We start from the raw sequence: 26,071 nt of genomic DNA on the forward strand, positions 1-26,071 counted from the left end.
TGTTAGTTTTTAAAGATCGGTTACGCATTCACCACCGTCACGACGCCCACTTCAACCACCCGGCACCGCTTCGTTCTGCGTCGCTGCATCTGCAGCAGAGAAACGAGATTATGGAGAACTTCCGTCACGCCGTCAACAGGTTTTTCCAACTTTCTAACCCGTCCGACCCGCCGCAAACCCCCGCCATTGCTGGCTCTTCCGCTTCCCGCGCCCCGCTGTCCGGGGCACGAAAGAGCGAGATTCTAGCGACCCCGAACGGGCCTTGCAAGCGTTATCTGGAATTTCTTCAAGGCGCCTTTTCTATGCGGCCCGTCTCCTCTGCAACCGGTGCTTTTAAATCTGACGCCAAAGGCCGTGCAACCTGTGCGCCGATGGTCCAATCGTGCAGGACGGTATATGCGACCGCCAGCAAGGTCGGGCCGATGAAAACGCCGAGAAAGCCGAAAGCGAACGCCCCGCCAAGGATGCCGAGCATCACAAGGATCAGCGGCATATCGCTGTTCTTGCCAATCAGGATCGGCTTGATGACATTGTCGGACATGCCGACGACCAGCACGCCCCAAACGACCAGAAAGATCGCCCACCCCGTGGCGCCGCCGTGATACAGCCAGATCGCCGCAGGCAACCACACGACCACCGGGCCGCCCGGTATCACCGACAGGAAAAATGTTGCCAGGCCAAGCAGCGCCGGGGCCGGCACGCCGGCAATCCAGCAACCGAATCCAGCCAGAACCCCTTGCACGAGTGCGGTGCCGAGAATCCCATAGACCACGCCTTTCACTGTGCTGCCAGCGAGCGCCAGCAGATAATCGGCACGCTCGCCGGCGATACGCTGCATGCCGGCATTCAGCCAGGCCGCCGCGCCCTCTCCTCCGGTATAAAAGAAGAAAGCGAGCACGATACTCAGCGCCAACAGCCCCAACCCGTGCGTGACAGCAATCGCGGCCGCCAGGATCCATTTGCCGGCCGGCGCCGCCAGGGTACGCAATTGCGCGATCAGTTCCGAATTGCTACTTGTCAGGCGCTCCCAGAAGGTCTCGAGGCTCGAACCGACCACGGGGATTCGGCCCACCCATGGCGGCAAATCCGGCAAGCCGGCTTCAAAGAGCCGTTGCACCAGCGCGACGATGTCATGAACATGCGCGCCGAATGCAAAGCCCGCATAAACGAACGGCCCCAGCACAACGACCAGAATGATCAGCACGATCAACGTGGCGGCCCACCTGCGCCGCCCGCCGACCGCCACGGTCAGCCGCCGGTATAAGCCCCAGGAGCTATAACTGAGGATGGCGCCCCACAGCAGCGCGGTGGTAAAAGGCGCCAGCACCAGGAGCGAGCCGCCCACCAGAATGATGAGCGCGAAGACAGCGGCGAGACGCTCGATCAGTTGGTCCGATTTCACAATGAACACCTCCGGTTGTGCCAGACCACGGCGACGAATGAACATGCGCCTTGTCAGGCGCCCGCTAAAGCGTGCCAGTATAGAAGCGGGTCGCCCCCCCTCGGGACGGTCTTATATCATCCGGCCAAGCCGCCGCACAACGCATGTGGGAACACTCCCGACGGGCCGACTCTTTCATGTGAAAACGTCCTAATCCACCCGGCATCGCCGGTCAAACAATATGGCGGCATGGAAAAGAATAGAATATAAGGTTCTGTGCCTCCCAACTTCTGGATTTATGCGCTCGCGAATCGCCAAACGTCTCCCCCCCGATGCCGACAAACTCGTCGGTCTCTCGCTCGCGCTTTTCGCGTCGGGCAGCCGCACCGAGGACCGCTTCTGGGAAGCGAAGCTCGATGCGTTGCTGACCAAGATCGTCCGTAACGCCAATCAGACCACGCTGGACGCCGCGCTCGACCATCTGCAGCAAAATCATCCGGATGCGTACGGCGCGCTCGCCGACATGGCGGAAACCCACAGCGAGTCGTTCATCGTCGAACATGAAGGCGTGTCTTACGAAGCGCTGCTGATCGCCGCGCCGGTGCTCGCCTGGACCCGTTACATGATTCCGTCCGGCCCGCTCAAGACCGATGCGGCCGACGCCCTGCGCGCGCACCTGCAAGCACACGTGCTCGCGGCCAATACGCGCGTGGCCATGGCGCCGTTTCTGTACAGCATCGATCAGTTGCCGCGCCATCACGTGGAAACCTGGCGCATGGCGCAGCAACTTGCTCAAGCCGCCATGGCCGGCGGCAGCGTCAAGCTCAATTTCGGCGAACTGCCGGAAACGTCGCCGATTCTGGCCGACCCGCGCTTCCTGCTGGCCGTGGTTGCGGCACCTGTGGGCGAGCCGACGTTTCGCTGGCAGGAGGAAGAGCACGGCAGCCGGATCGAGCGTGGGCAATGTCTCGAGCAATGGGCCACGCAAGGCGGCGCCAATCTGTCGCTGGTGTTGCCGGGCTGCGAATTCGAATGCCTGCTGCCGGATGCCTATTATTCGGCCTGCCGCGACGCCGACGAGCGCGTGCGCCCCCACACGGTGCGCACCGCCGTGCGCTATCTGTTCGACACGATCGGCGCCGCGCCGCAGGACCTGCGCGCGGTTGTCGCGGGCTTCGGCGAACGCCGCATCGACGAATATCGCGTCGGCTTCACGCGCCGCGGCAGCAATGATGTGATCTACGGCGTCGTATGGCCGCTGTACGGCCGCGAAAACGGCGAGCCGGGCATTGACGAAGAGCCGCAAGAAAGCGCCGCATCGGACGATCCCCTCGAGGAAATCGTCGCGCTGCTCAAGGAGACCGGCGTGACGGACGTGCGCCGCCATGCCGGCCGCTTCGAGCCTGAATATTGCGATGATTGCGGTGTGCCGCTCTACGCGGACCCGCTCGGCGAAATCGTCCACGCCGAAATGCCGGAAGACGCGGAACCCGCGCAGCCGCATTTTCATTGAGCATCGGCGTCGGCGCCTGACCGGGCAGCCGTCGAGTCAGAAAGCCCCGCCGCGCGCGGGGCTTTTTTACGTCATTCCTCTTATGCCTTTTGGACAGGCCGTCAAGTTGAAGGGAATTTGTCATCATAGGGACGGCGACGCATCGCATGCGTCCGGCTCCTTGGCCGGGCGCATGCATCGCGCCACTTCGCCCGAATCACCTGGAGACATGGCATGCGATTCTCGATACTCAACTCAGACGCGGAACGCCGCGATGGGCTCAAAGCGCTACTGCGGCAAATCGACCGGCTGGCGCGCTTTCACGAAGCACAAGATTGGCGCCAGGTCGTACGCGCGTTCAAACGTCAGCGACCTGATTTGCTAGTGATCGACTGGCAGGACTGGATGTCGGTCGCGGACACCCGCCATCTACTCAGCCACTATCCGGACCTGCGGGTTGCAGTACTGACCGACCATATCTCACCGGACGTCGTGCGGGAACTCATGGACGAAGGCGTGCTCGGCGTCGTGCCCCGCGAAACCGACCCTTGCCTGATCGTGCGCGCGTTTGAAATGGTTTTGCTTGGCGGCCACTATGTGCCGCCCGGCGCGCTGGCATTGAATCCGCCGCTGCCGCCGGACGCCACGATCCGGCCGTTCGACGAAAAAAACCCGCCACCCCGTCGCACCAAACTTTCCAACGGACTATCGCCCCGTCAGCAACAAATCATGCGCTGTGTCCACATGGGCAGCACCAATAAGATGATCGCGCGCACGCTCGGCATCAGCGAGGGCACGGTCAAGATCCATCTGACGAGCATCTTCCAGCAACTCGGCGCTCCCAACCGCGCCGCCGCGGTCGCGTTGTACAACGGCTGGCTGTCCGCCCAATTGCAAGTACTGCGCAACTGTGGAGAAGCTTCTACTCGTCCGGTCATGGGGCAAACCGGTGTCGTGCCGTTACGGCGCCGTACGCAGCGGCGCTTCCGCTATCCGTTGCCCGCTAACGACACGCCCGGTTCGTTGCCGATGGCGGCCGAACCGGCCCTGCCGTATGGCAACGCGGCGGCTGGAGCGCCGGCACCGGAACTCGAACCGCTGGGCCAGGGCCCGGCATGACGCCGGCCGGCGCTCGCGCCTTCAACCGGCACGCGCATTTCTGGCGGCGTTGCGCCGGCTGGCATGGAATCCGCTCACACCTTTTCTTATCCAACGAGTAATATGAAGACATGGGTTTCCTCTACACACCGCTTCCGTTCTGGGTCGCTGTCGGTGGCTGGATCGCCACTGCGATAGTGGTCGCGCTCGCGCTGTGGAAAAATCCTTTCAAACGACTTCAGGACGGCACATTGCAGCATGTCTGGCTCGCGATCATCGTCGCGGTGTCCGTGCTGTGGGCAAGTAACGCCTGGCTCGATGACGGCACCGTCATGCATCTGCTCGGCGCTACCCTCGTCGTCACGCTGTTCGACTGGGCGCTCGCGCTCATCGCGATGGCCGTGGTCGTTGGTCTCGCCGCCGTTGTCTTCGACGCGCCCTGGCAAGGCATCGCGCTAACCTTCCTCGTGTTCGGCGCGTTGCCTGTCGGCATTTCGACCTTGGTCCAGCGCGCCAGCATCGCCTGGCTGCCGCGCAACCTCTTCATGTTCATCCTCGGTCAGGGTTTTGTTTCGCCAGCCATCGCGGTGTCGCTCACGGCAGCCGCGGCGCTCGGCATTCACATCGTGCTGGCCGATGGTTCAATGCTCGTGGTGCCGGCCGGCTATGCGTTCAGCGTGCTCTTGCTCGCGACCGGCGAAGCCTGGTTCACCGGCATGTCGACGGCACTGATCGCGGTTTACCGTCCCGCATGGGTTACTACTTATGATGTACGCCGATACCGATTGGGTGGGCCACGCATCTGACAAGTCCGGCACAGGCAACCTGCCTGAACGTGCGCGCCGCAATACCTCAGCCGAACACACGAAGCCGGCGAACGCGTGACACGATAGAACAAAATATTTATGTCACGATTGAACTCATCCCCGGCGCGGAGCATCTTACGTGCCTCTGATCTCATAAGCGCCTAACGAACTAGATGGATCGCACCAACGTACCGCGCCGGTTGCTGCGGGTGGTCGGCCGGTTGGCAACATTTGCAGCGGGTCTCTCGCTCTCATGCATTGCTCCCGCATTCGCCGATCAGCTCGAACAGCGCAACGAGCTCGTCAACAGATTTGTCAATGAAATGCATGCCGATCCGCTAGTCGCGGACTGCGCCGCTCATGGCAACTTTGTCGCAAGCACATCCACTGCTTTCGACCATGTCGAATTTTCACCCAGTTCCTTTGACAGCGCGCACGCTTCGGTGACGCCCTGGAACGATTCGTTCGACGAGGGCAAGCAGCGTGTCAAGGTGGATAACATCGTCACCGTCGAAGGGCTCGGCATCCGTTCGGGGGGCGGCGGCGATCCGGCCGATCTGAAGTTTCGCTGCGGCTATGTGGGCGCGCAGATGCTGGCGTTCAGCTGGAACGATCCGGTGCCGCCGGCCCGTGCGCGCAGCGCCGAGCCATCGGGCTCCCAAGTCTCGTCGGGCAAGCAGAAGAACGTGAAAGGCAAGCACACGGCAAGCGGCAAAACCGCGAAGAAAGCGAATTCGAAGTCCTCCAAGGCGACCGCGAGCAAGTCATCGCGAACGACATCGAACAAGTCGCCCAGCAAATCCACAGCGAAGAAAACGCCGGCGAAAAAGTCTCAGTAACGAGGCAAATAAACGCAGCCGAATCAACGGCCCCGCTCCACCGGTCGTTCAGGCACCGCAATAAAAAAGAGGCACACACTCTGCAGTGCGTGCCTCTTTTTCTTGCAACGCGCGGCTTAAACGAACGTCTCCACATGCCGCAGGATCGCCTGCAACATCGCGGCGCCGAGCGAGGCACTGCGCGCGCCGTTCCAGCCCACCCGCTCGTCGGGCAAATTGGCGTTGTCCTTGAACGGCATCTCCAGCGTCAACGACAGGCAACCGAATTCGTTGCCGATATATTTCGAAGCCAGCTTTAGCGCATCCTCGCGATATTTGCTCGCGGCATAGCCATATTTGTCCTGGAAATCAGGACTCGCCTGCTTGAACGCCTCGATGAACGCCTTCTGCTCCTGTCCCTGCCGCTCGGTGAAACCGGGCAGCATTTCGGAGCCTGCCACGAACACATAGGGCAGCGCCTCGTCGCCGTGAATATCGAAGAACAGTTCGCAGCCGGTTGCGTGAATCGCGTCGCGCACCACCAGCACTTCGGGGCTGCGCGCGGCGTCCGGTTCCATCCACTCGCGATTCAGATTCGCGCCGGCCGCATTGGTGCGCAGATTGCCGTGCACACTGCCGTCCGGGTTCATGTTCGGCACGATGTAGAACACGGCATGATCGTAGAGCTTGCGCGCGACCGGGTCGCCCGCCCAATCGCCCCAGCCCACGAGGCGCTTCACGAGACCCTCGATAAACCATTCGGCCATCGTCTCGCCTGGGTGCTGGCGTGCGATCAGCCAGACTTTCTTCTTGGGCACATCACCGGTTTGCGGCGTGCCGAGCGTGAGAAGCGACATTGGCCGACCTTCGACGGTCGCGCCCAGCTCCGTGAGCGTTGCCTGCGGCATCTGCTGCACCGCGCCGAGAAACTCCAGATGACGTTCTTCGCTGTACGGCTCGAAATACGCGTAATAGATGCGGTCGAAATCCGGCGTATGGTCGATCCTCAGCACACGGCCGTCATACGAGGTCGGCACGCGGAACCAGTTCACCCGGTCATAGCTCGCGACCGCCTGATAATCGCGCCAGCCTTCGGCAAAGGCGCACGCGGCGGCATTCTCGAAACTCATCACGCAGCGCTCGCCCGCCGCGCCGGACAAGCGGAAGTAAAACCACTGCGCAAACTCCGCGTGGCTGTCCGGCCGCACGCGCAGCCGTATATTGCCCGCGTCTTCGCAGGACAGCACTTCGATCGCGCCCGCGTCGAAATTGCTCGTAATCGATAACGTCATGATGTTCTTCCCGGCATGTGTGCGAGGCAGTCGCCTAGTCGGCGAGGCGGCGGCGGAATACATAAGTGGAATCGTTCGAGGCTTCGGCGTCGAATGCGTAGCCCTCGGCGTCGAAATCCTTCAGCTGTTCCGGCGTGTTCAGGCGATTCTCGACCGCGTAGCGCGCCATCAGACCGCGCGCGCGCTTCGCGTGAAAGCTGATGATCTTGTAGCGGCCGCCCTTCCAGTCCTCGAACACCGGCGTGATGACAGGTGCTTCCAGCAATTTCGGCTTGACCGACTTGAAGTACTCGCCCGATGCGCAATTCACCAGCACGCGCGACGCCGCGGCCTTCTTTCTTAGCTGCGCATTCAAAGCCTGCGTGATCCGTTCGCCCCAGAACGCGTATAGGTCCTTACCGCGCGGGTTGGCGAAGCGCGTGCCCATTTCGAGCCGGTACGGCTGCAGCAGATCGAGCGGACGCAGCAAGCCATACAGGCCGGACAGCACGCGCACGTGCTTCTGCGCGTAATCCAGATCGGCCGACGACAAGGTCTTCGCATTGAAGCCCTCATACACGTCGCCGTTGAATGCGAGCACCGCCTGCTTGGCGTTGTGCGTGCCGAACGTGGGCGACCATTGCGCGTAGCGCTGGAAATTGAGGTGCGCGAGCTGATCGGAAATGTCCATCAGCGATGCGATCTGCTGCGGCGACAAACGGCGCAATCCGCCGATCAATTCGGCTGCCTCGTCGACGAAATCGGGGATGGTGTGCTTCTTGACGTGCGGCGGGGTGTCGTAGTCGAGAGATTTCGCCGGCGACAGAACGATTATCATAGAGGCTTGCAGGCACGCCGTGCCTGGCGGTCAAAGACGAAAGCCAGATTGTAACGAATGCCCGGTTCCCATGCCTCACGCGGCGCCTTGCGCGTCGTCCTCGATTCCAACGTGTGGATCGATATTCTCGTGTTCGACGACCCGCACACGCGGCCGATTCGCGCCGCGCTCGAAAACGGTGCGCTGGCCGCGCTGATCGATGCGCGCTGCCTCGCCGAACTCACCTACGTGCTCGACTATCCGCAATTCGTGCATCGGAATGTGGACAAGGCCGCCGCGCTCGCGGTGGTGGCGCGGCTCGCGCAACTGGTCGAGCCCGCCGCGCCCGCGGAGAACGCGAAGCCCTTGCCCAAATGCAAGGACCGCGACGACCAGAAGTTCCTCGAACTCGCGCATGCCGCGCAGGCCGACTGGCTGGTTTCGAAAGATCGCGCGGTGTTGAGGCTCGCGAGGCGGATCGCGCGCGACTTCGGCTTTCAGATCGCTCAGCCGGCGCCGTTCGTGGCCTCGGTCTGCGTGTCAGCGGACGCCGTCGGCGAGGCTGCACCCGCATGAGCCTTGGCCGAATGGCCAACATGGATCGCCTGGCGCGCACAGCGCGCCGCGATTCCCTACAATCAGGCTTCGTCCGCTTCATACGACGCCTTTCGCTCGATTCGCCCACCCACTCGCCCACGCTTCGGACAGCGCCATGAATGCACCGCACGACACGCCCACGAGTCCCACGTTTCCGTCTCGCCTGCCCGACGTCGGCACGACGATTTTCACCGTGATGAGCGCGCTCGCCGCCGAAAAGGGCGCGGTGAATCTCGGCCAGGGCTTTCCTGACTTCGGCTGCGATCCGCGCATCGTCGACGCGGTCGCGAACGCAATGCGCGACGGCCACAATCAGTACCCGCCGATGGCCGGTGTCGCGCCGCTGCGTCAGGCAATCGCCGACAAGATCGCGAACCTGTACGGCCGCCGCTATGACGCCACCACGGAAATCACCGTCACCGCGGGCGCCACGCAAGCGTTGCTCACCGCGATTCTCTGCACGGTGCACCCCGGCGACGAAGTCGTCGTGATCGAGCCGACTTACGACAGCTATCTGCCGTCGATCGAACTGGCCGGCGGCAAGCCGGTTTTCGTCACGCTCGAGGCGCCCGATTACACGATTCCGTTCGACAAGCTCGCCGCCGCGATCACGCCGAAAACGCGGCTCCTGCTGATCAACACGCCGCACAATCCGACCGGCACGGTGTGGCGCGCCGAGGACATGCGCAAGCTCGAAGAGATCGTGCGCGGCACCAACGTGCTGATCCTCTCAGACGAAGTGTATGAACACATGGTCTACGACGGCGCGCCGCACGAGAGCGTCGCGCGCTACCCTGAACTGGCGCAGCGCAGCTTCGTGGTGTCGAGTTTCGGCAAGACGTATCACGTGACGGGCTGGAAGGTCGGCTACGTGGCCGCGCCGGCCGCCCTCACCGCGGAGTTCCGCAAGGTGCATCAGTTCAACGTGTTCACGGTCAACACGCCGATGCAGATCGGCCTCGCCGATTACATGAGAGATCCGGCGCCCTATCTGGAGCTACCCGCGTTCTATCAGAAGAAGCGCGACTTCTTCCGCGGCGGTCTCGCGAATTCGCGCTTCAAGCTGCTGCCGTGCACGGGCACGTACTTTCAGTGCGTCGATTATTCGGCGATCAGCGATCAGCCCGAAGCCGAATTCGCCCAATGGCTGACCGGCGAGATCGGCGTCGCGGCGATCCCGGTCTCGGCGTTCTATCACGAGGCGCATGAATCGGGCGTGGTGCGCTTCTGCTTTGCCAAGCAGGAGAGCACCCTCGCCACCGCGCTCGACCGGCTGGCGCGGCTCTAGGATGCCCCGCGCGATGCCGCGAACGAACCTGCGTTCCTCGCCATCGCGCGCAACGGCCAAGGCGTGCGCTGCATGCCGTGGCTCGTTTGATCGGCGCTCATTACATCAGCAGGCTCATGCGTCAGCCGGGACGCGACGCCGCGATGTACGCCTTGCGGTCCTCGGTCACACGCTGCGCGGCCGGCCTCGGGTTGATCGCCTTCACGTAGCTTTTCCAGTCCACGCCGGCGTCGAGCAGGAAATCGCGGCCGTAGACAGTCTGCGTCGCCATACCCACCAGCGGCAAACTCACATAGCCCGCCGCATCGGCGACACTGAACCGCTCGCCGCGCAAATACGGTCCGAACTTCGCAATCCGCTTGAAGCCCGCGAGGTGATGCACGAGCAGTTTTTCCACGCGCCCTTTGGTCGCCTCCGTCACCGTGCCGCCGAAGAACGCTTCCTTGTAGAGATTGCGCGCGGTAAGTTCGAGATGCACGTCGACGAACGTAATCAACTCGCGTTCCTTGGCCGCTTCCCATGGATCCGCGGAGAAAATCGCCTTGTCGGGAAAACGCGCCGCCAGATATTCGACGATGCATTGCGACTCGCACAGATCGCCGTCTTCGGTCTGAAGATAAGGCACCTTGCCGAGCGGCGAATGTTCGAGCATGGTCTCTTCCTGGCTGGGCAGCACGAAGACCTCCTCGAACGGAATGCCGTATTCGAGCAACACGAACTTCACTTTGTTGTAGTAGTTGGAAAGCGCGAAACCGCACAGCTTGATCATCGGGTGTCTCCTGTTCTTCGGGTGGTTTGAAGCCGCTCGTCAAAGTGAAAGCGGCGACCGTCGACCAATCATCCGGTAAATTGCACGAGCGTGCTAATCTAAAATAACCATGGAGTCGAGCATCACAATGACCTCTCGCAATTTCAGCATCGAAACCATCGGCATTGTCGGAACCGGCGCAATGGGCCGCGGCATTGCGCAGATTGCCGCGCTGGCCGGCCTGTCAGTGCGTCTCTACGACGCGAACCCCGTCGCGGCCGGCGCCGCGCGCGATTATCTCGCCGAGACTTTCGCCAGATTGACGGCCAAAGGCAAGCTCGATCAGGCACGCTCGGCCGCCGCGCTGGCGAAGGTCAGCGGCGCGCAGGCCGTCGGCGATCTGGCCGGTTGCGATCTCGTGATCGAGGCGATCGTTGAAAAGCTCGACGTGAAGCAGGCCTTGTTCCGCGAACTCGAAACCGTGGTGAGCGGCCGTTGCGTGCTCGCGTCCAATACCTCGTCGCTGTCGATCACGGCGATTGCGGCGGGCTGCATCGACCCGTCGCGCGTGGTCGGTTATCACTTCTTCAATCCGGTGCCGTTGATGAAGGTCGTCGAAGTGATCGACGGTCTGCGCGGCGACCCGGCGGCAGGCGACGCGCTGATGGATCTCGCGCGCCGCATGGGCCACACGCCGGTGCGCGCGAAAGACATGCCCGGCTTCATCGTGAATCATGCGGGCCGCGGCATGAACACCGAGGGCCTGCGCGTGGCCGGCGAAGGGGTGGCGAGCTTTGCCGACATCGACCGCATCATGCGCGAACAGGCGGGCTTTCGCCTCGGACCGTTCGAACTGCTCGATCTGACCGCGCTCGACGTGTCGCATCCGGTGATGGAGTCGATCTATCACCAGTTCTATGAAGAGCCGCGCTTCACGCCGTCGCCGATCACCGGCACGCGGCTCGCGGGCGGGCTGATCGGCCGCAAGACCGGCGAAGGTTTTTACCGCTACGAAGACGGCAAGCAGCAAGTCCCCGCCGAAGCGCCCGCGCCAACTGAACTGCCCCAAAGCGTGTGGATCAGCAAGCGCTATCCGCAAGCTTATGAAGCCGTCGCGCAACTCGTGAATCATGCCGGCGTGAAGCTCGACGACGGCGCCACGCCGGCGGCGGATTCCCTGATCGTCGTCACGCCGTTCGGTCACGACGCAACCACCGCCGCGGTCGACGAAGCGCTCGACGCCACCCGCGTCGTCGCGATCGACGCCCTCTTCCCGCTCGTCGGCGCGCAACGCCGCACGCTGATGACCACGCCCGCCACCCGCCGCGCCGCGCGTGACACCGCCCATGCGCTGTTCGCCGCCGACGGCATTCCCGTCACCGTGATCCGCGACTCGACCGGCTTCGTCACGCAACGCGTGGTGGCGACGATCGTCAATATCGGCTGCGACATCGCGCAAAAACAGATCGCCACGCCCGAAGATATCGACCTCGCCGTGATGCTCGGCCTCGGCTATCCGCGCGGACCGCTCGCTCTCGGCGACGCACTCGGCGCACCAACCATCCTCACGATCCTGCGCAACATCTTCAGCGTGCTCGGCGAGCCGCGCTACCGGCCGTCGCCCTGGCTCGCACGGCGCGCGCAACTCGGCATGCCGCTGACACAACGCGACGCCGCCGACAGCCCAACGGAGGCGCAACAATGAGCGCCGAACTGCTGACCTCGCGCCCGACCGAAAGCGAATCGACGCTCGTTCTCACGCTGTCGAATCCCGGCGCGCGCAACGCGCTGCATCCCGACATGTACGCGGCGGGCATCGAGGCGCTCGAATCCGTGGAGCGCGATCCGTCGATTCGCGCCGTCGTGATTACCGGCGCCGACAACTTTTTTTGCGCGGGCGGCAGTCTGAACCGCTTGCTGGAAAACCGCGCGAAAGATCCGTCCGTGCAAGCGCAAAGCATCGATCTTCTGGGCGAATGGATTTCGGCGCTGCGCCTGTCGTCCAAGCCGGTGATCGCCGCGGTCGACGGCGCCGCCGCCGGAGCGGGATTCTCGCTTGCGCTCGCGTGCGACCTGATCGTTGCCGCGGACGACGCCAAATTCGTGATGTCGTATGCGCGCGTCGGCCTCACACCCGATGGCGGCGGCTCGTGGTTTCTCGCCCGAGCCTTGCCGCGTCAGTTGGCAACCGAGGTGCTGATCGAAGGCAAGCCGATCGGCGCCGCGCGCCTGCACGAGCTCGGCGTGGTCAACAAGCTGGCGAAGACCGGCGCCGTGCGCGACGCCGCCGTCGCATGGGCCGACGAACTCGGCAAGATTTCGCCGAATTCGATTGCGCGCATCAAAGGGCTGATCGGCGCGGCCGGCGCGCAGCCGCTCGCCGAACATCTGGTCGCGGAGCGCGACAGTTTTGTCGCGTCGCTGCATCACCGGGATGGCCTTGAAGGAATTTCCGCGTTCCTGGAAAAGCGCGCGCCCGTGTACAAGTGAACGAAGTGTGAACCAAGGGTGAACGAAGACAATGCCTGACTATCAACTGCCCAAACGCCGCCGCATCTTTCTGATGCGTCATGGCGACGTCACCTACTTCGACGATTCCGGCCGCACCATCGATCCTGAAACCGTACCGTTGAATGCGAACGGCCGCGAGCAGGCGAGCGCCGCGGGCCGCGTGTTCGCGGAGCAGCAGGTCCGGTTCGATCGGGTGATCGTCAGCGGTTTGCCGCGTACCATCGAAACCGCCCAGCGCGTATTGGCCGAGACGGGCCAGCAGATCGAACTCGAAGTCGAGCCCGCATGGCAGGAGATTCGCGGCGGCAAGCTCGGCAGCGTTCCATTACAGGATATCGAAGCGGCTTTTCTCGGCGTGTTCGACGGCATCGTGCCGGAAAGCACGCGCTTTCTCGAAGGCGAGACGATCGGCGCGCTGTTCGATCGCGTCTTGCCCGCGGTGGCCGCGCTGCGCGAGGACACGTCGTGGGATACCGTGCTGCTCGTGCTGCATGGCGGCGTGAATCGCGCGATCCTGTCGCATGCGATCACTGCGGGCGGCCGGACGTTTTTCGGCCATCTCGCGCAGGCCACCGGCTGCATCAACGCGCTCGACGTCGGCGCCGCGCCGCGCGACTGGGTGCTGCGCACGATCAACTATTCACCGCCGTCGCCGCTGCATCGCGACATCCGCAATACGACGATGGAAATCCTCTACGCACAATTCATTCAATACAAGCGTAGCTGAATCCGAACCGGAGGAGACACATGGTGCAAGCCACACAGAGCGGCGAACCAGAGCGCAAACCGGATTACTCCGCCTTCGAGGGCACGCGCCCGGTCAATGAGCGGCAACGCTTCGACAGCGACGCGCTCGCAGCGTGGCTGTCGAAGCATGTGGACGGCTTTGCCGGGCCGCTCACCGTCGAGCAATTCGCCGGCGGCCAGTCCAATCCCACGTTCAAGCTGGTCACGCCGTCCCGTTCCTACGTGATGCGTGCGAAGCCCGGCCCCGCTGCGAAGCTGTTGCCGTCCGCGCACGCCGTCGAGCGTGAATACCGCGTGATGCATGCGCTCGCCGGCAGCGACGTGCCGGTCGCGGCAATGCTCGCCTTGTGCGAGGACGAAAGCGTGATCGGCCGCGCGTTCTACGTGATGGAGTTCGTCGCAGGCCGCGTGTTGTGGGATCAGTCCTTGCCCGGCATGACGCCGGCGGAGCGCGGGGCCATTTACGACGAAATGAATCGCGTGATCGCCGCGCTGCACAGCGTCGACGTCGCGGCCGTGGGTCTCGCCGATTACGGCAAACCCGGCAACTACTTCGCGCGCCAGATCGGCCGCTGGAGCAAGCAGTACGTCGCGTCGGAAACCGAGCCCATCGACGCGATGCAGCGCCTGATCGAATGGCTGCCGCAGCATATGCCGGCCGAAACCGGCGAGCGCGCGTCGATCGTGCATGGCGACTACCGGCTCGACAATCTGATCTTCCATCCTCATGAACCGCGCGTGCTCGCCGTGCTCGACTGGGAATTGTCGACGCTCGGCGATCCGCTCGCCGACTTCGCCTATCACTGCATGGCGTGGCACGTCGATCCGGCGCAATTCCGCGGCATTGCGGGCCTCGACTGGGCCGCTCTCGGCATTCCCGACGAAGCACGGTATGTCGAGCGCTATTGCCAGCGCACCGGCTTCGAGATTCACGGCGACTGGAATTTCTATCTGGCGTACAACATGTTCCGCATCGCCGCGATCCTGCAGGGGATCATGAAGCGCGTCGTCGACGGCACGGCGGCCAGCGCGCAGGCGCTCGACGCCGGCCGTCGCGCGAAGCCGATGGCCGAACTCGCCTGGCGCTATGCGCAGAAGGTGCGCTAAGCGTATCCGCGTACCGGTTGCACTGCATCTGCTGCCGAACACTGTCATCCGTTATCCGCGAGGTCATACATGAATTTCGATTACACCCCGAAGGTTCAGGCGCTGCGCGAGAAACTGCTCGCTTTCTTCGAGGAGCACATTTATCCGAACGAGCAGGCGTTCTACGCGGAGATCGCGCGTAATCGCGAGAACGGCAACGCATGGCTGCCGACCGAACTGATCGAGCAACTCAAACAGAAGGCGCGCGACGCCGGTTTGTGGAACCTGTTCCTGCCGGAATCGGTGCGCGGCGCCGGTCTCACGAATCTCGAATACGCGCCGCTATGCGAGATCATGGGCCGCGTGCCCTGGGCGCCGGAAGTGTTCAACTGCAACGCGCCCGACACCGGCAACATGGAAACGATCGAGCGCTACGGCAGCGAGGACAACAAGCGCGAATGGCTCGAACCGCTGCTGCAAGGCCAGATCCGTTCGGCGTTCCTGATGACGGAGCCCGAGGTGGCATCGTCGGACGCGACCAATATCCAGACGAGCATCGTGCGCGACGGCGATTACTACGTGATCAACGGCCACAAGTGGTGGTCGTCCGGTGCGGGCGATCCGCGCTGCAAGATCTACATCGTGATGGGAAAAACCGACCCCGAGGCGCCGCGCCATCAGCAGCAGTCAATGATTCTCGTACCCGCCGACGCCACCGGCGTCACCGTGCACCGCCCTCTCAGCGTGTTCGGCTACGACGACGCGCCGCACGGCCACATGGAAATCACGCTCGAAAACGTGCGCGTGCCGGCCACCAACCTGCTGCTCGGCGAGGGCCGCGGCTTCGAGATCGCGCAAGGCCGCCTCGGACCGGGACGCATCCATCACTGCATGCGTTTGATCGGTCTTGCCGAGCGGGCGCTCGAACTGATGTCGAAACGCTCGCTGCAACGCGTCGCATTCGGCAAGCCGGTCGCGGCGCAAGGCGTCACGCAGGAGCGCATCGCCGAGGCACGTTGCATGATCGAACAGGCGCGCCTCCTGACGCTGAAGACCGCGTACATGATGGACACCGTCGGCAACAAGGGCGCGCGCGGCGAGATCGCGATGATCAAGGTGGTCGCGCCGAACATGGCGTGCCAGGTGATCGACTGGGCGATTCAGGCGCACGGCGGCGGCGGCGTCAGCGATGACTTTCCGCTCGCGTATGCGTACGCATCGGCACGAACGCTGCGCTTCGCCGATGGTCCGGACGAAGTTCACCGCAACGCGATCGCCAAGCTCGAACTGGCGCGCTACCTGGATGCCGGCGCAACGGCTGCCGTGGAGACGCCGGTCACGCGCGTTTGAGGTTGAAGTCTCGCATCGGCGGCTAGGCTGTGCTCGCGGCGCGGCCAGCAGCATCGTGTGATCTATGCTCTAATTTTCGTCACCAGCGGCGCCCTTTGCGGCGCCGCTTTCACGATAGAAAGGAGCCACGATGATCGACGTCTATAGCTGGGCGACCCCGAACGGCCACAAGGTTCACATCATGCTCGAGGAGACGGGCCTCGCGTACACCGTGCACGGCGTGAATATCGGCGCGGGCGATCAGTTCAATCCCGAGTTTCTCGCGATCAGCCCCAACAACAAGATCCCGGCGATCACCGACTCCGAAGGGCCCAGAGGCGCCGACGGCAAGCCGTTCGCGCTGTTCGAATCGGGCGCGATTCTGATTTATCTCGCCGAGAAAACCGGCAAGTTTCTGCCGACCGACCCCGCTGCGCGCTATTCGGTGCTGCAATGGCTGATGTTTCAGATGGGCGGGCTCGGCCCGATGCTCGGACAAACGCACCACTTCCGCGTCTACGCGCCGGAGCCGATCGAATACGCGATCAATCGCTACACGAACGAGACGCGGCGCCTGTACGGCGTGATGGATACGCAACTCGGCAAGACGCAGTACCTCGCCGGCAACGACTATACGATCGCGGATATCGCCGCGTTTCCGTGGACACGCTCGTGGCAAAACCAGGGCATCGAACTGGATGCCTTTCCGAATGTGAAGCGCTGGCATGAAGCGATCGCCGCGCGTCCGGCAGTGGTGCGCGGCGTCGAAGTACTGGCGTCCGCCCGCAAGGCGCTGATGGACGACAAGGCCAAAGAGATTCTGTTCGGCGCGACGCAATACGCGAAACATTAGTTTCGTGCGCGGTGCTGGCGGCTCGTCAGTCCGCTGACAGCGTCAGTGAAAAGCGCGAGCCGGCATTCGTGCCGCTCGCGCTTTTTTGCGAATCTGTGCGGCGAGCCGAACGCCGGCTAGAAGTAATGCCGCGTGATGAATTCCGCGACGCAGACCGGCCGCTCGCTGCCCTGCCGTTCCAACGTCACATTCCACACGACTTGCACGCCGTCGCTGTCGATATCCGTGACCGATGCCACGGCGAAGTGAGCGCGCAACTGCGAGCCGACCGGCACCGGCGACGTGAATCGCACGCGGTTCAATCCACAATTGACGCCCATGCGCTGCTCGAGCGCCACCGTCTTTTCGAGCAGGACCGGAATCAGCGAGAGCGTCAGGAATCCATGCGCGACCGGACCGCCGAATGGCGACTCGCGCCGCGCCCGTTCGGAGTCGACGTGAATCCACTGATGATCGCCGGTAGCGTCGGCGAAACGATCGACGCTCGCCTGATCGACCGTCAACCATTCGCTCACGAGCGGCTCGGCGCCTACCAGCGCGCGTAAGGCCGCTGCCGTGCCGAACGTCGCGGCGGACGCCGCGCTGCCCGTCACGACGCGGCGCCCGGATTGCGCAGCCCGAACAACGCCTTCGAGCGCACGGTTATCACCGTTTCGCCATGCTGGTTGATCCCTTCCCACTGCGTCGACACGATGCCGCGATCCGGCTTGCTCGCCGAGACGCGCTTGTCGAGCACGGCGTTCATCATCGTGATGGTGTCGCCGACGCGCACCGGCTTTAACCAGCGGATCTCGTCGATGCCGGGCGAGCCCATCGACGTGGACCCCGCTATCGCGTTGCGCACCAGCATGCCCATCATGACCGAGCAGGTATGCCAGCCGCTTGCCACCAATCCGCCGAATGGCGACTCGGCGGCCGCGGCGTCGTCCAGGTGAAACGGCTGCGGATCGAACTTCTCCGCGAACGCGATGATCTCTTCACGCGTGAACGTGTGCTTGCCGATCTCCGTGGTCGTGCCGACAACCATGTCCTCGAAACTCAAACCCATCGTCGCACCTCTTTCTTATCCGATTCGACCGGCTGATCAGGCTTCGGCGGTGACAAACCCGGGCAGCGCGGCGAACCGCGCGAGATGGTGATCGACATCGCCCAATGTGGTTTCGATGATAGCAAGACGCTTGAACAGATGCGCCGCGGCCACCTCGTTCGTGACGCCCATGCCGCCGTGCAACTGAACCGCCTGCTGGCCGACGAAACGCGCGGCCTGGCCGACCCGCACCTTTGCCGCGGAGACGGCGCGGCGGCGTTCGTCGGCGTGTTCGCTGGTGTAACGCATGGCGGCGAGGTACGTGATCGAGCGCGCCTGCTCGGCGTGAATCAGCATCTCGACCATGCGGTGTTGCAAGGCCTGAAAACGCGCGATCGGCTGGCCGAACTGCTGGCGCGTTTTCGTGTAGTCGACGGTGGCGAGGTTCAGCGCGTCGAGCGCGCCGATAGCCTCCGCGCACAGCAGCACTGTGCCGTAGTCAGCGATATGTTCCAGCGCCGCCGCGCCGGCGTGCTTGCCGGCGAGCCGGCGCGCGGGCGTGCCGTTGAACTCGAGCGTCGCGGCGCGTTGGCCGTCGATCGTGCGGTAGTCGGTCAGCGTGACGCCGGCCGCCTCGCGCGCCACGACGAAGAGCGCGATTTCGCCATTCAGGCGCGCCGGCACGATCCAGTAATCGGCTTGTGCGCCATGCAGCACGACCGACTTCGTGCCGCTCAGCGTGTATTGCTCGCCTTGCCCGCCTTGCCCGCTTGCGGCCGTTGCAACCGTTCCGATCTCGCACAGATCGTAGCGTGCGTGCGGTTCATGAAAGGCGACTGCCAGCTTGATCTCGCCTTGGGCCACGCGCGCGAGCAGCGACGCGTCTTCGCCCCCGCCCGTGCCCGCGAGGCGCAACGCCTCGACGCCGACCGCCGTCGCCCAATACGGCTCGACCACCAACGCGCGGCCCAGCTCCTGCATGACCACCAGCATGTCGATCGGGCCGCCGTTGAAACCGCCCTGGGCTTCAGGTACCGGCAAGGCGGTCAGGCCCAGTTCGGTAAAGGCTGCCCAATGTGCCTCCGACACGCCGCACTCCGATCGCACGATCGCCTGACGCGCCTCGAAGCCGTAGTTTTTGTCCAGATAGCGGCGCAGCGCGTCGGCGAATTGCTGCTGTTCGTCGTTGAAGTTGAAGTCCATGCGCCGCTCCTCAAAGTCCGAGAATCATCTGCGCGATGATGTTCTTTTGAATTTCGTTCGAGCCGCCGTAGATCGACGTCTTGCGGAAGTTGAAGTAGTACGCGGCCAGCGGCGCGGCGTCCTCGTCGCCCGCCACGCTATGTTCGCGTTCGCCTTCGAGGAACGGCACGTCGAACGGTGCGGCGAGCGGCCCGATGGCTTCGAACATCAACTCGGTCAGCGCCTGCTGCACCTCCGTGCCCTTGATCTTCAGCATCGACGCTTCCGGGCCCGGCCCGCGCCCGCCGGTTTCATTGGCGACCACGCGTTGCACGGTGACTTCGAGCGCCATCAGTTCGATCTCGAGGCTCGCGACTTTCGCGGCGAACACCGGATCGTGCAGCAGCGGCTTGCCGTTCTTTTTCTGATTCAGCGCAAGACGCTTGAGGAACACGAGTTCGCGTTTCGATTGACCGACGCGCGCGATGCCGGTGCGCTCGTGGCCGAGCAGATACTTCGCGTAAGTCCAGCCGCGGTTCTCCTCACCGACCAGATTCGCGGCCGGTACTTCGACGTCTTCGAAAAACACTTCGTTGACTTCGTGGTCTTCGTCGAGCGTGATGATCGGACGCACCGTGATGCCGGGCGTTTTCATGTCGATCAGCAGGAATGAGATGCCCTCCTGCTTTTTCGCGCCGCTGTCGGTGCGCACGAGGCAGAACATCATGTCGGCATACTGACCGAGGGTGGTCCACGTTTTCTGACCGTTGACGACGTAATGGTCGCCGACGCGCTCGGCGCGTGTGCGCAGCGAAGCCAGATCTGAGCCTGAACCCGGCTCGGAATAGCCTTGGCACCACCAGTGCGTGCCGTCGAGAATGCGCGGCAAATAGCGACGCTTCTGCGCCTCGTTGCCATACTTCATCAGCACCGGCGCCACCATCGAGACGCCGAAAGGCAGCACGGTCGGCGCGCCGACGCGCGCGCACTCTTCGTCCCAGATGTGCCGCTGCGTTGCGTCCCAGCCAGGGCCGCCGTATTCCTTCGGCCATGCGACCGCCGACCAGCCGCGCGTGCCGAGCAGCTTGTGCCAGCCGGCGAAATCTTCGCGCGAGAGACGTTTATGGTTCAGTACTTTGTCGCTTAGCTCGCGAGGCAGATTCGCTTCGAGCCAGGCGCGGATGTCGGCGCGGAATGCGTCGTCAGCAGGGGAATAGTCCAGATTCATGCGCAGTGTCTCCAGGCCGCAACCGCCCGCCGCCAGTGAGCCACTGCACTATTGCAGCGGTTCCTTCAAGGCAGCCGGGACCGGCAGCGGCATCACTTGGATGCCTTCGTCGACCAAGGCTCGCGCGTCTTCGGGTGTCGTGACACCGCGAATATTGCGCGCAGGCGCTTCGTTGTAGTGAATGCGCCGTGCTTCCTCGGCGAAGCGGTCGCCCACGTTCTCGGTCTTTTCCAGTACCTCGCGCAACGCACGCATCACACGCGCCTGCATTTGCGCTTGCTCCAAGCCCGCAGGGTTTTTCGCCTCCGTCGCGCCCGACAGATTCAATCGCGGCGCCGAAGGCAAACGGCTCACTTCGTTCGCACCACAGATCGGACATTCGATCAGTTTGCGGGCTTGCTGCGATTCGAAGTCATCAGCCGAAGCAAACCAGCCTTCGAACCGATGGCCATGCGGACACTGTAAATCGAGGACCTTCATGTGGAATCAGGGCTTGAGTGCCAGTTTAGCGCAAAATGGTATTTTGTGAACGGTCGTTCGCAAACTATGACGGGGCGATGCGTTTACGCGTGGCGTCGCTATTAATTGGACGCGGTGCGCGATTTTAACGCCTTGCGCAAAGGGCTGCCGAAATCGGCCAAGCCGGCATGAACGGCACACGAATCGGAAGCTCGCGACGGCTCCGCGGATTGCATGAAATTTATGTCTAGTCACTGGCCAATGCCCAGCTTCTAAGCCACCAGGCATTCGAGTTGGCGGTTAAGCCGTGGCTCGAGTTCACGCGCCTCTTTGGCGAGGTTGATCTGCTTGGCCGATTTGGCGACATCAAGCACATCTGCCTTGATGTCGTACCCGCCGCGTGCGGTTAGCCAGTGAAGAATGTCCGACAGATGCCACACCGATGCGCTGCCCTCGTGCACCGGCGGCGGAAAGTCAATCGCGTGACTCAACATCAGCTTGCGCATGTTCTGCCGTGATACGCCGGCGAGCTCGGCTACGTCGGTGAGACCAACGAAATCAGGGCCCGCCTCGACAAGGCGCGCGGATGGCACCGCCTGCTTGACATCTTTCAGTGCGCTGACGAGCGCCTCGAACGCAGACGCGCCTTCGCGAGAAAAAACCAGCGCAATGCGCCCCGGTTGTCCCACGCCGATGGTGGCGTCGTCACATCCTGCTTCCCCGAGACGCTCGACGATCGCGTCGAGATCGCAATCTTCCGTGGTGAGGCGGTACTTCAAGGTGAACACATATTCCATAAATTACCTCCTGCCTTTATTCAGCGTCAAACTTGATCCTTGGAGCGCCTTGCATTGGCGGTGATGCCGTGCAGTTGTCGACGATACGCCGCAGATGCCTTGCGTGATTGCCAGGGTTCTTTGGCGTACTCCACACGCTCGATATGCAGAACTCTCCGCAGCGACACTCCGCGGCGTTGTACGGACAGTACATCTTTCCCCAAGCGTGACCTCTGCCACCGCCCCGAACGCGCCAACCGTTTCTTTCCGCGTAGGCCAATGCGGCCTCGATTTCCTTCTTAGAGTGGGTTCCACGAACCATCCATGCCCTCCAATTTAATGCGCTGACGTATGGTTGTCAAGCGACAACCATACGTCAGCGCAGTCATGACCGAACCGACGAGAGCCCTTCGTCATACCAGGTAAATGGGATAACAACTGGCGCTGTCAGTGTTCGATACTAGAGCGGCAACGGTCGTGAAGCGAGACTGTCGAATGGCATAAGACGAATGCACGTTTCTCAGGCACGAGACCGTGGTCGTAATGAAAAAGCCCCTGCTAGTCATCGACCAACAGGGGCTTCTCGCAATTCTTCAGCCGGCGCGCCTGGCGCGCCTCATGAACCCATAGCGCTATTGCGGCTCCGCCATCGGCCAGGCGCCCGACAAAATTTTCTCCAGCCAGAACGTGCCGATCACCGTCTTCACGTCGGTAATCTTGCCGGTGCGTACCCACTCGGACACATCGGCAACGCTTGCCGTGAACAGTTCGAGGAATTCCCCGTCGTCGAGCTTACGCTCGCCGGCGCTCAGGCCGCGAGCGAGGTAAATGTCGATGAACTCCGTCGAGTAGGAAATGATCGGGTGAATGCGCGTCAGATAAACATATTCGCGCGCCGTGTAGCCGGTTTCTTCCCGCAACTCACGAATCGCACAAGCGAGTGCGCCTTCGTTCGGGTCGAGCTTGCCGGCCGGATACTCGACCATGACCTTGCCCATCGGATAGCGATACTGGCTTTCCAGCAACACGCGGCCGTCGTCGAATAACGGAATGACCATGACGGCGCCCGGATGCTGAACATATTCGCGCGTGGCGTGCTTGCCATCCGGCAAGCGAACCGTGTCGCACTTGAGCGTCAGAAACGGCCCTTGATGCATCGTTTTGCTCTCGAGACACGTCTCGGTGAGCACGGCGTCGTGATCAGGAAGTTCAGCCATGGCGGACCTCGGGACAGCTTGGAGCGCGACGGCGAGGCGCCGTCAGCGGCGTTTGACGAGATACTGAAAGGTAAAGCCGGGGAATGCGAACACGACGAACAAGGCGAACGTGATGGCGTAGAACTGCCAGCCCTGCTCGAAGCGGTTACCCGCGCGTGCCTCAAGCAGGAAACCGAGCGCGCCGACCACGAAGTACAGCACGATCAACTCGGCAATCCTGATCCAGGCGCTCTTCCTCGCCGCTTTCAACGGCACGGCGGCGAAGAGGCGCTGATTCAGGAACGGCAGGTTGGCGCCGACCAGCGCCAACAACACGATGAACCAACCCGCAGCCGACATCAGAGCAGCAGCGTGTGCTGGATCGCCTGCAAGCAGGCCTTCAGCAACGGATCCGGCACGATGCCGAGCACCAGCACGGCAACGCCGTTGAACGCGAGCAACGCGCGCGTGCTGGCATCGGCGACGATCGGCGACTTGTCTTGCGGTTCGTCGAAATACATCAGCTTGACGATACGCAGGTAGTAGAACGCGCCGAACAGCGACGTGATCACGGCCAGCACCGTCAGCCAGGTCAAACCGGCGTTCATCGTTGCCTGCAGCACCGCAAGCTTGGCGTAGAAGCCGACCGCGGGCGGGATGCCGGCGAGCGAGAACATCATCACCATCATCACGAACGCGAACACCGGACTGCGCTGATTCAGACCCTTGAAGTCTTCGAGCGTATCCGCTTCGAAGTCGCGGCGCGCCAGCAGCATGATGACGCCGAAGGTGCCCATCGTCGTGATCAGGTAGACGATGCTGTAGTACATCGCCGAGCCGTACGCGTTGGCCGCGCCCGTGGTCTTTTGATCGACCACGCCGGCCAGCAGACCGAGCAGCACGAAGCCCATGTTCGAGATCGCCGAATACGCGAGCATCCGCTTGACGTTGCGTTGCACGATACCGGTAATGTTGCCGACGATCAGCGACAACGCCGCCAGGATCACCAGCATTTGCTGCCATTCGACAGCCAGCGGCAGCAGACCCATCACGAGGAAGCGCAAGCCCCAGGCGAACGCGGCGACCTTCGGACCGCCGCCTACCAGCAACGTCATCGCCGTCGGCGCGCCCTGATACACGTCGGGCACCCACATATGGAACGGCACCGCACCCATCTTGAACGCCACGCCGGCCACGATGAAGATCACGCCGAACAACAGCACGCTAGGATCGTAGTGGCTCGTGCCGATCGCCTTGAACACTTCGTTCAGGTCGAGCGAGCCGGTCGCGCCGTACAGCATGGAGATGCCGTACAGCAGGAAACCGGACGCCAGTGCGCCGAGCACGTAGTACTTCATCGCGGCTTCGTTCGACTGCGCCGCGTCGCGACGCAATGCGATCACGCCGTACAACGACAGCGACATCAGTTCCAGACCGAGATACAGCGTCAGGAAGTTGTTGCCGGAGATCATCACGAGTTGGCCGAGCAAGGAGAACATGCCCAGCAGGAAAAACTCGCCGCGGAACAGGCCGCGATCCTCGAGGTAGCGGCGCGAATACACGATCGACACCGCATAGCCGAGCGTCACGACGGCTTTCATCACGTTGGCGAACGAGTCCACCACGTACATGTGGCCGAAGAAGTAATGCACTTGCGGGTCGAACGCGTTCACCGCGAACCAGATCCCGCCGACCAGCGTCGAGAAGAACGCGATGAAATACGTGGTGCGGCGACCGGCCTGGCCGACGAACGTGTCGTTGAGCCACGCGACGACAACGGCGAGCATCACCAGCGCGTCGGGCAACAGAGCAGTCATAGGGGCGTTTTGCATGGTCTTTAAATTCCTCCGCTCTGCGTTACTGGGACAACGGCAGCTTTGACTGCGCAACGTGGGAGAGGAGGTTTTCCACGGATACGTGCATCACTTCGGTGAAGGGCTTCGGGTACAGGCCCATGAACAGCGTCAGTGCGGCGAGCACTGCCAGCATGAAAAACTCGCGACGGTTGATGTCGATGAGGCTCTTCACGTGATCGTTGGCGATCGCGCCGAAGTACACGCGCTTGTACATCCACAGCGTGTAGGCCGCGCCGAGAATCAGCGTGACCGCCGCACCACCCGCGATCCAGAAGTTGTACTGGACCGCCGCCAGAATCACCATGAATTCGCCGACGAAACCCGAGGTGCCCGGCAAGCCGCAATTGGCCATCGAGAACAGCATCACGAACGCGGCGAACTTCGGCATGACGTTGACGACACCGCCGTAGTCCGCGATCTGACGCGAGTGCATGCGGTCGTACAGCACGCCGATGCTCAGGAACATCGCGCCGGAGACAAAACCGTGCGAGATCATCTGCACGATCGCGCCTTCCACGCCGAGCTGGTTGAAGATAAAGAAGCCGAGCGTGACGAAGCCCATGTGCGCGATCGACGAATAGGCGACCAGCTTCTTCATGTCCGTCTGCACCATCGCGACCAGACCGATATAGATCACGGCGATCAGCGACAGCGCGATAACGACCGGCGCCAAGGAGTGGCTCGCGTCCGGCGTGATCGGCAGCGAGAAGCGCAGGAAACCGTACGCGCCCAGCTTCAGCATGATCGCGGCCAGCACGACCGAGCCGCCGGTCGGCGCTTCCACGTGCGCGTCGGGCAGCCATGTGTGCACCGGCCACATCGGCACCTTCACGGCGAACGCCAGGAAGAACGCGATGAACAGCAACACTTGCGGCGTCATCGCGATCTGCGCGTGCTGCCACGTGGCGAGATCGAACGTGCCGGTTTGAATGTACAGATACAGCAACGCGACCAGCATCAGCAGCGAGCCCATCAGCGTGTACAGGAAGAACTTGAACGCCGCGTACACGCGGTTCGCCCCACCCCACACGCCGATGATGATGTACATCGGAATCAGCGTGGCTTCGAAGAACACGTAGAACAGCATGCCGTCGGCCGAACTGAACACGCCGACCATGATGCCCGACAGGATCAGGAATGCGGCGAGATACTGCGCGACGTTCTTCGTGATGACTTCCCACGCGGAAATCACCACGATCACCGTAATCAAGGCGGTCAATACGACGAACCACATGGAGATGCCGTCGACACCCAGGTGGTAGGTGATGTTGAAGCGCTCGATCCAGTTCGCCTTTTCGACGAACTGCAGATCGGCGGTGCTCGAATCAAAACCGGTGATCAGCGGGATCGTCACGATGAAGCTGACGATCGAACCGATCAGCGCAATCCAGCGCGCGGGAGCCGGGTTCCGGTCGGAACCGATAGCCAGGACCAGGAGACCGACGAGGATCGGCAACCAGATCGCAATACTGAGAATCGGATAAGCGTGCATTAGTGTCCCTCGC

27 protein-coding genes are annotated in these 26,071 nt (G+C 62.7%); 12 read left to right on the top strand and 15 right to left on the bottom strand.

Features of this window, described 5'->3' with window-relative positions; translation table 11 throughout:
* Positions 1–286: 286 nt before the first annotated feature.
* Positions 287–1,402 (bottom strand): AI-2E family transporter, encoded by a 1,116-nt coding sequence (locus tag ACTJLC_RS20740; protein ID WP_073432445.1) that lies wholly within the window; start codon positions 1,400–1,402, stop codon positions 287–289.
* A 277-nt stretch (positions 1,403–1,679) separates the two neighbouring features.
* Here ACTJLC_RS20740 and ACTJLC_RS20745 point away from each other — a divergent pair, with 277 nt between their 5' ends.
* The 4 genes from ACTJLC_RS20745 to ACTJLC_RS20760 all read left to right on the top strand — a co-directional run bounded on the left by ACTJLC_RS20745 (position 1,680) and on the right by ACTJLC_RS20760 (position 5,616).
* On the top strand, positions 1,680–2,894 hold the full coding sequence (locus tag ACTJLC_RS20745; protein ID WP_073432416.1) for a DUF2863 family protein: 1,215 nt from the start codon (positions 1,680–1,682) through the stop codon (positions 2,892–2,894).
* 213 nt (positions 2,895–3,107) lie between these two features.
* Positions 3,108–3,992: a response regulator transcription factor gene (locus ACTJLC_RS20750; protein ID WP_073432417.1), complete on the top strand. Its 885-nt coding sequence runs from the start codon at positions 3,108–3,110 to the stop codon at positions 3,990–3,992.
* Between the two features lie 110 nt (positions 3,993–4,102).
* Positions 4,103–4,777, top strand: a complete 675-nt coding sequence (locus ACTJLC_RS20755) for an energy-coupling factor ABC transporter permease (RefSeq protein ID WP_073432418.1) — start codon at positions 4,103–4,105, stop codon at positions 4,775–4,777.
* A 173-nt stretch (positions 4,778–4,950) separates the two neighbouring features.
* Complete coding sequence (locus ACTJLC_RS20760; protein WP_073432419.1) at positions 4,951–5,616, top strand: BspC domain-containing protein; 666 nt, start codon at positions 4,951–4,953, stop codon at positions 5,614–5,616.
* 116 nt (positions 5,617–5,732) lie between these two features.
* Here ACTJLC_RS20760 and ACTJLC_RS20765 read toward each other — a convergent pair whose 3' ends face one another.
* Positions 5,733–6,887, bottom strand: coding sequence for a M14 family metallopeptidase (locus ACTJLC_RS20765; RefSeq protein ID WP_244744433.1), 1,155 nt, complete (start codon positions 6,885–6,887; stop codon positions 5,733–5,735).
* A 34-nt stretch (positions 6,888–6,921) separates the two neighbouring features.
* Positions 6,922–7,704, bottom strand: a complete 783-nt coding sequence (yaaA, locus tag ACTJLC_RS20770) for a peroxide stress protein YaaA (protein WP_073432421.1) — start codon at positions 7,702–7,704, stop codon at positions 6,922–6,924.
* 57 nt (positions 7,705–7,761) lie between these two features.
* On the opposite strand from yaaA, the gene ACTJLC_RS20775 reads away from it, so the two are divergent.
* The gene (locus tag ACTJLC_RS20775; protein ID WP_073432422.1) at positions 7,762–8,259 is read left to right on the top strand and encodes a putative toxin-antitoxin system toxin component, PIN family; all 498 of its coding nucleotides are present in this window, start codon (positions 7,762–7,764) and stop codon (positions 8,257–8,259) included.
* A 136-nt stretch (positions 8,260–8,395) separates the two neighbouring features.
* Complete coding sequence (locus ACTJLC_RS20780) at positions 8,396–9,568, top strand: pyridoxal phosphate-dependent aminotransferase (RefSeq protein ID WP_073432423.1); 1,173 nt, start codon at positions 8,396–8,398, stop codon at positions 9,566–9,568.
* A 121-nt stretch (positions 9,569–9,689) separates the two neighbouring features.
* Here the strand turns inward: ACTJLC_RS20780 and ACTJLC_RS20785 are convergent, their stop codons facing one another.
* Positions 9,690–10,337: a glutathione S-transferase family protein gene (locus ACTJLC_RS20785; protein WP_073432424.1), complete on the bottom strand. Its 648-nt coding sequence runs from the start codon at positions 10,335–10,337 to the stop codon at positions 9,690–9,692.
* A 127-nt stretch (positions 10,338–10,464) separates the two neighbouring features.
* Between ACTJLC_RS20785 and ACTJLC_RS20790 the strand changes: the two genes are divergently transcribed.
* The 6 genes from ACTJLC_RS20790 to ACTJLC_RS20815 all read left to right on the top strand — a co-directional run bounded on the left by ACTJLC_RS20790 (position 10,465) and on the right by ACTJLC_RS20815 (position 16,842).
* Complete coding sequence (locus tag ACTJLC_RS20790; protein WP_073432446.1) at positions 10,465–12,021, top strand: 3-hydroxyacyl-CoA dehydrogenase; 1,557 nt, start codon at positions 10,465–10,467, stop codon at positions 12,019–12,021.
* Complete coding sequence (locus ACTJLC_RS20795; protein ID WP_440845001.1) at positions 12,018–12,806, top strand: oxepin-CoA hydrolase, alternative type; 789 nt, start codon at positions 12,018–12,020, stop codon at positions 12,804–12,806. Before ACTJLC_RS20790 ends, ACTJLC_RS20795 begins: the two co-directional genes overlap by 4 nt.
* A 31-nt stretch (positions 12,807–12,837) precedes the next feature.
* Positions 12,838–13,554 carry a histidine phosphatase family protein gene (locus tag ACTJLC_RS20800; RefSeq protein WP_073432426.1) on the top strand — a complete coding sequence of 239 codons (717 nt, stop codon included), beginning with the start codon at positions 12,838–12,840 and terminating at the stop codon, positions 13,552–13,554.
* A gap of 20 nt (positions 13,555–13,574) precedes the next feature.
* Entirely contained in the window at positions 13,575–14,681 is a 1,107-nt protein-coding gene (locus ACTJLC_RS20805) for a phosphotransferase (protein ID WP_073432427.1), read from the top strand.
* Positions 14,682–14,750: 69 nt separating this feature from the next.
* On the top strand, positions 14,751–16,010 hold the full coding sequence (locus ACTJLC_RS20810; RefSeq protein WP_073432428.1) for an acyl-CoA dehydrogenase family protein: 1,260 nt from the start codon (positions 14,751–14,753) through the stop codon (positions 16,008–16,010).
* Between the two features lie 130 nt (positions 16,011–16,140).
* A complete protein-coding gene (locus ACTJLC_RS20815) occupies positions 16,141–16,842 on the top strand; it encodes a glutathione binding-like protein (protein ID WP_073432429.1) in 702 nt (233 codons plus the stop codon).
* A 116-nt stretch (positions 16,843–16,958) separates the two neighbouring features.
* Here the strand turns inward: ACTJLC_RS20815 and ACTJLC_RS20820 are convergent, their stop codons facing one another.
* The 11 genes from ACTJLC_RS20820 to ACTJLC_RS20870 all read right to left on the bottom strand — a co-directional run bounded on the left by ACTJLC_RS20820 (position 16,959) and on the right by ACTJLC_RS20870 (position 26,058).
* A complete protein-coding gene (locus ACTJLC_RS20820) occupies positions 16,959–17,435 on the bottom strand; it encodes a MaoC family dehydratase (protein WP_073432430.1) in 477 nt (158 codons plus the stop codon).
* Positions 17,432–17,890, bottom strand: a complete 459-nt coding sequence (locus ACTJLC_RS20825; protein ID WP_073432431.1) for a MaoC family dehydratase — start codon at positions 17,888–17,890, stop codon at positions 17,432–17,434. The genes ACTJLC_RS20820 and ACTJLC_RS20825 overlap by 4 nt, the downstream gene beginning before the upstream one ends.
* Positions 17,891–17,926: 36 nt before the next feature.
* On the bottom strand, positions 17,927–19,072 hold the full coding sequence (locus ACTJLC_RS20830; protein ID WP_073432432.1) for an acyl-CoA dehydrogenase family protein: 1,146 nt from the start codon (positions 19,070–19,072) through the stop codon (positions 17,927–17,929).
* 10 nt (positions 19,073–19,082) lie between these two features.
* The gene (locus ACTJLC_RS20835) at positions 19,083–20,279 is read right to left on the bottom strand and encodes an acyl-CoA dehydrogenase family protein (RefSeq protein WP_440845006.1); all 1,197 of its coding nucleotides are present in this window, start codon (positions 20,277–20,279) and stop codon (positions 19,083–19,085) included.
* A 48-nt stretch (positions 20,280–20,327) separates the two neighbouring features.
* Positions 20,328–20,759, bottom strand: coding sequence for a DUF1178 family protein (locus tag ACTJLC_RS20840; RefSeq protein WP_073432434.1), 432 nt, complete (start codon positions 20,757–20,759; stop codon positions 20,328–20,330).
* Between the two features lie 251 nt (positions 20,760–21,010).
* Positions 21,011–21,535, bottom strand: a complete 525-nt coding sequence (locus tag ACTJLC_RS20845) for a helix-turn-helix transcriptional regulator (protein WP_073432435.1) — start codon at positions 21,533–21,535, stop codon at positions 21,011–21,013.
* A 16-nt stretch (positions 21,536–21,551) separates the two neighbouring features.
* Entirely contained in the window at positions 21,552–21,836 is a 285-nt protein-coding gene (locus ACTJLC_RS20850; protein WP_073432436.1) for a hypothetical protein, read from the bottom strand.
* A 310-nt stretch (positions 21,837–22,146) separates the two neighbouring features.
* On the bottom strand, positions 22,147–22,731 hold the full coding sequence (locus ACTJLC_RS20855; protein ID WP_073432437.1) for an NUDIX domain-containing protein: 585 nt from the start codon (positions 22,729–22,731) through the stop codon (positions 22,147–22,149).
* Positions 22,732–22,773: 42 nt separating this feature from the next.
* The gene (locus ACTJLC_RS20860; protein ID WP_073432438.1) at positions 22,774–23,070 is read right to left on the bottom strand and encodes a DUF2818 family protein; all 297 of its coding nucleotides are present in this window, start codon (positions 23,068–23,070) and stop codon (positions 22,774–22,776) included.
* The gene (gene nuoN, locus ACTJLC_RS20865; protein ID WP_073432439.1) at positions 23,070–24,542 is read right to left on the bottom strand and encodes an NADH-quinone oxidoreductase subunit NuoN; all 1,473 of its coding nucleotides are present in this window, start codon (positions 24,540–24,542) and stop codon (positions 23,070–23,072) included. The genes ACTJLC_RS20860 and nuoN overlap by 1 nt, the downstream gene beginning before the upstream one ends.
* A 25-nt stretch (positions 24,543–24,567) precedes the next feature.
* Positions 24,568–26,058 carry an NADH-quinone oxidoreductase subunit M gene (locus ACTJLC_RS20870; RefSeq protein ID WP_073432440.1) on the bottom strand — a complete coding sequence of 497 codons (1,491 nt, stop codon included), beginning with the start codon at positions 26,056–26,058 and terminating at the stop codon, positions 24,568–24,570.
* Between the last annotated feature and the right edge of the window lie 13 nt (positions 26,059–26,071).

Source organism: Paraburkholderia sp. 22099 (assembly GCF_052045835.1).
Lineage (GTDB): Bacteria > Pseudomonadota > Gammaproteobacteria > Burkholderiales > Burkholderiaceae > Paraburkholderia > Paraburkholderia terricola.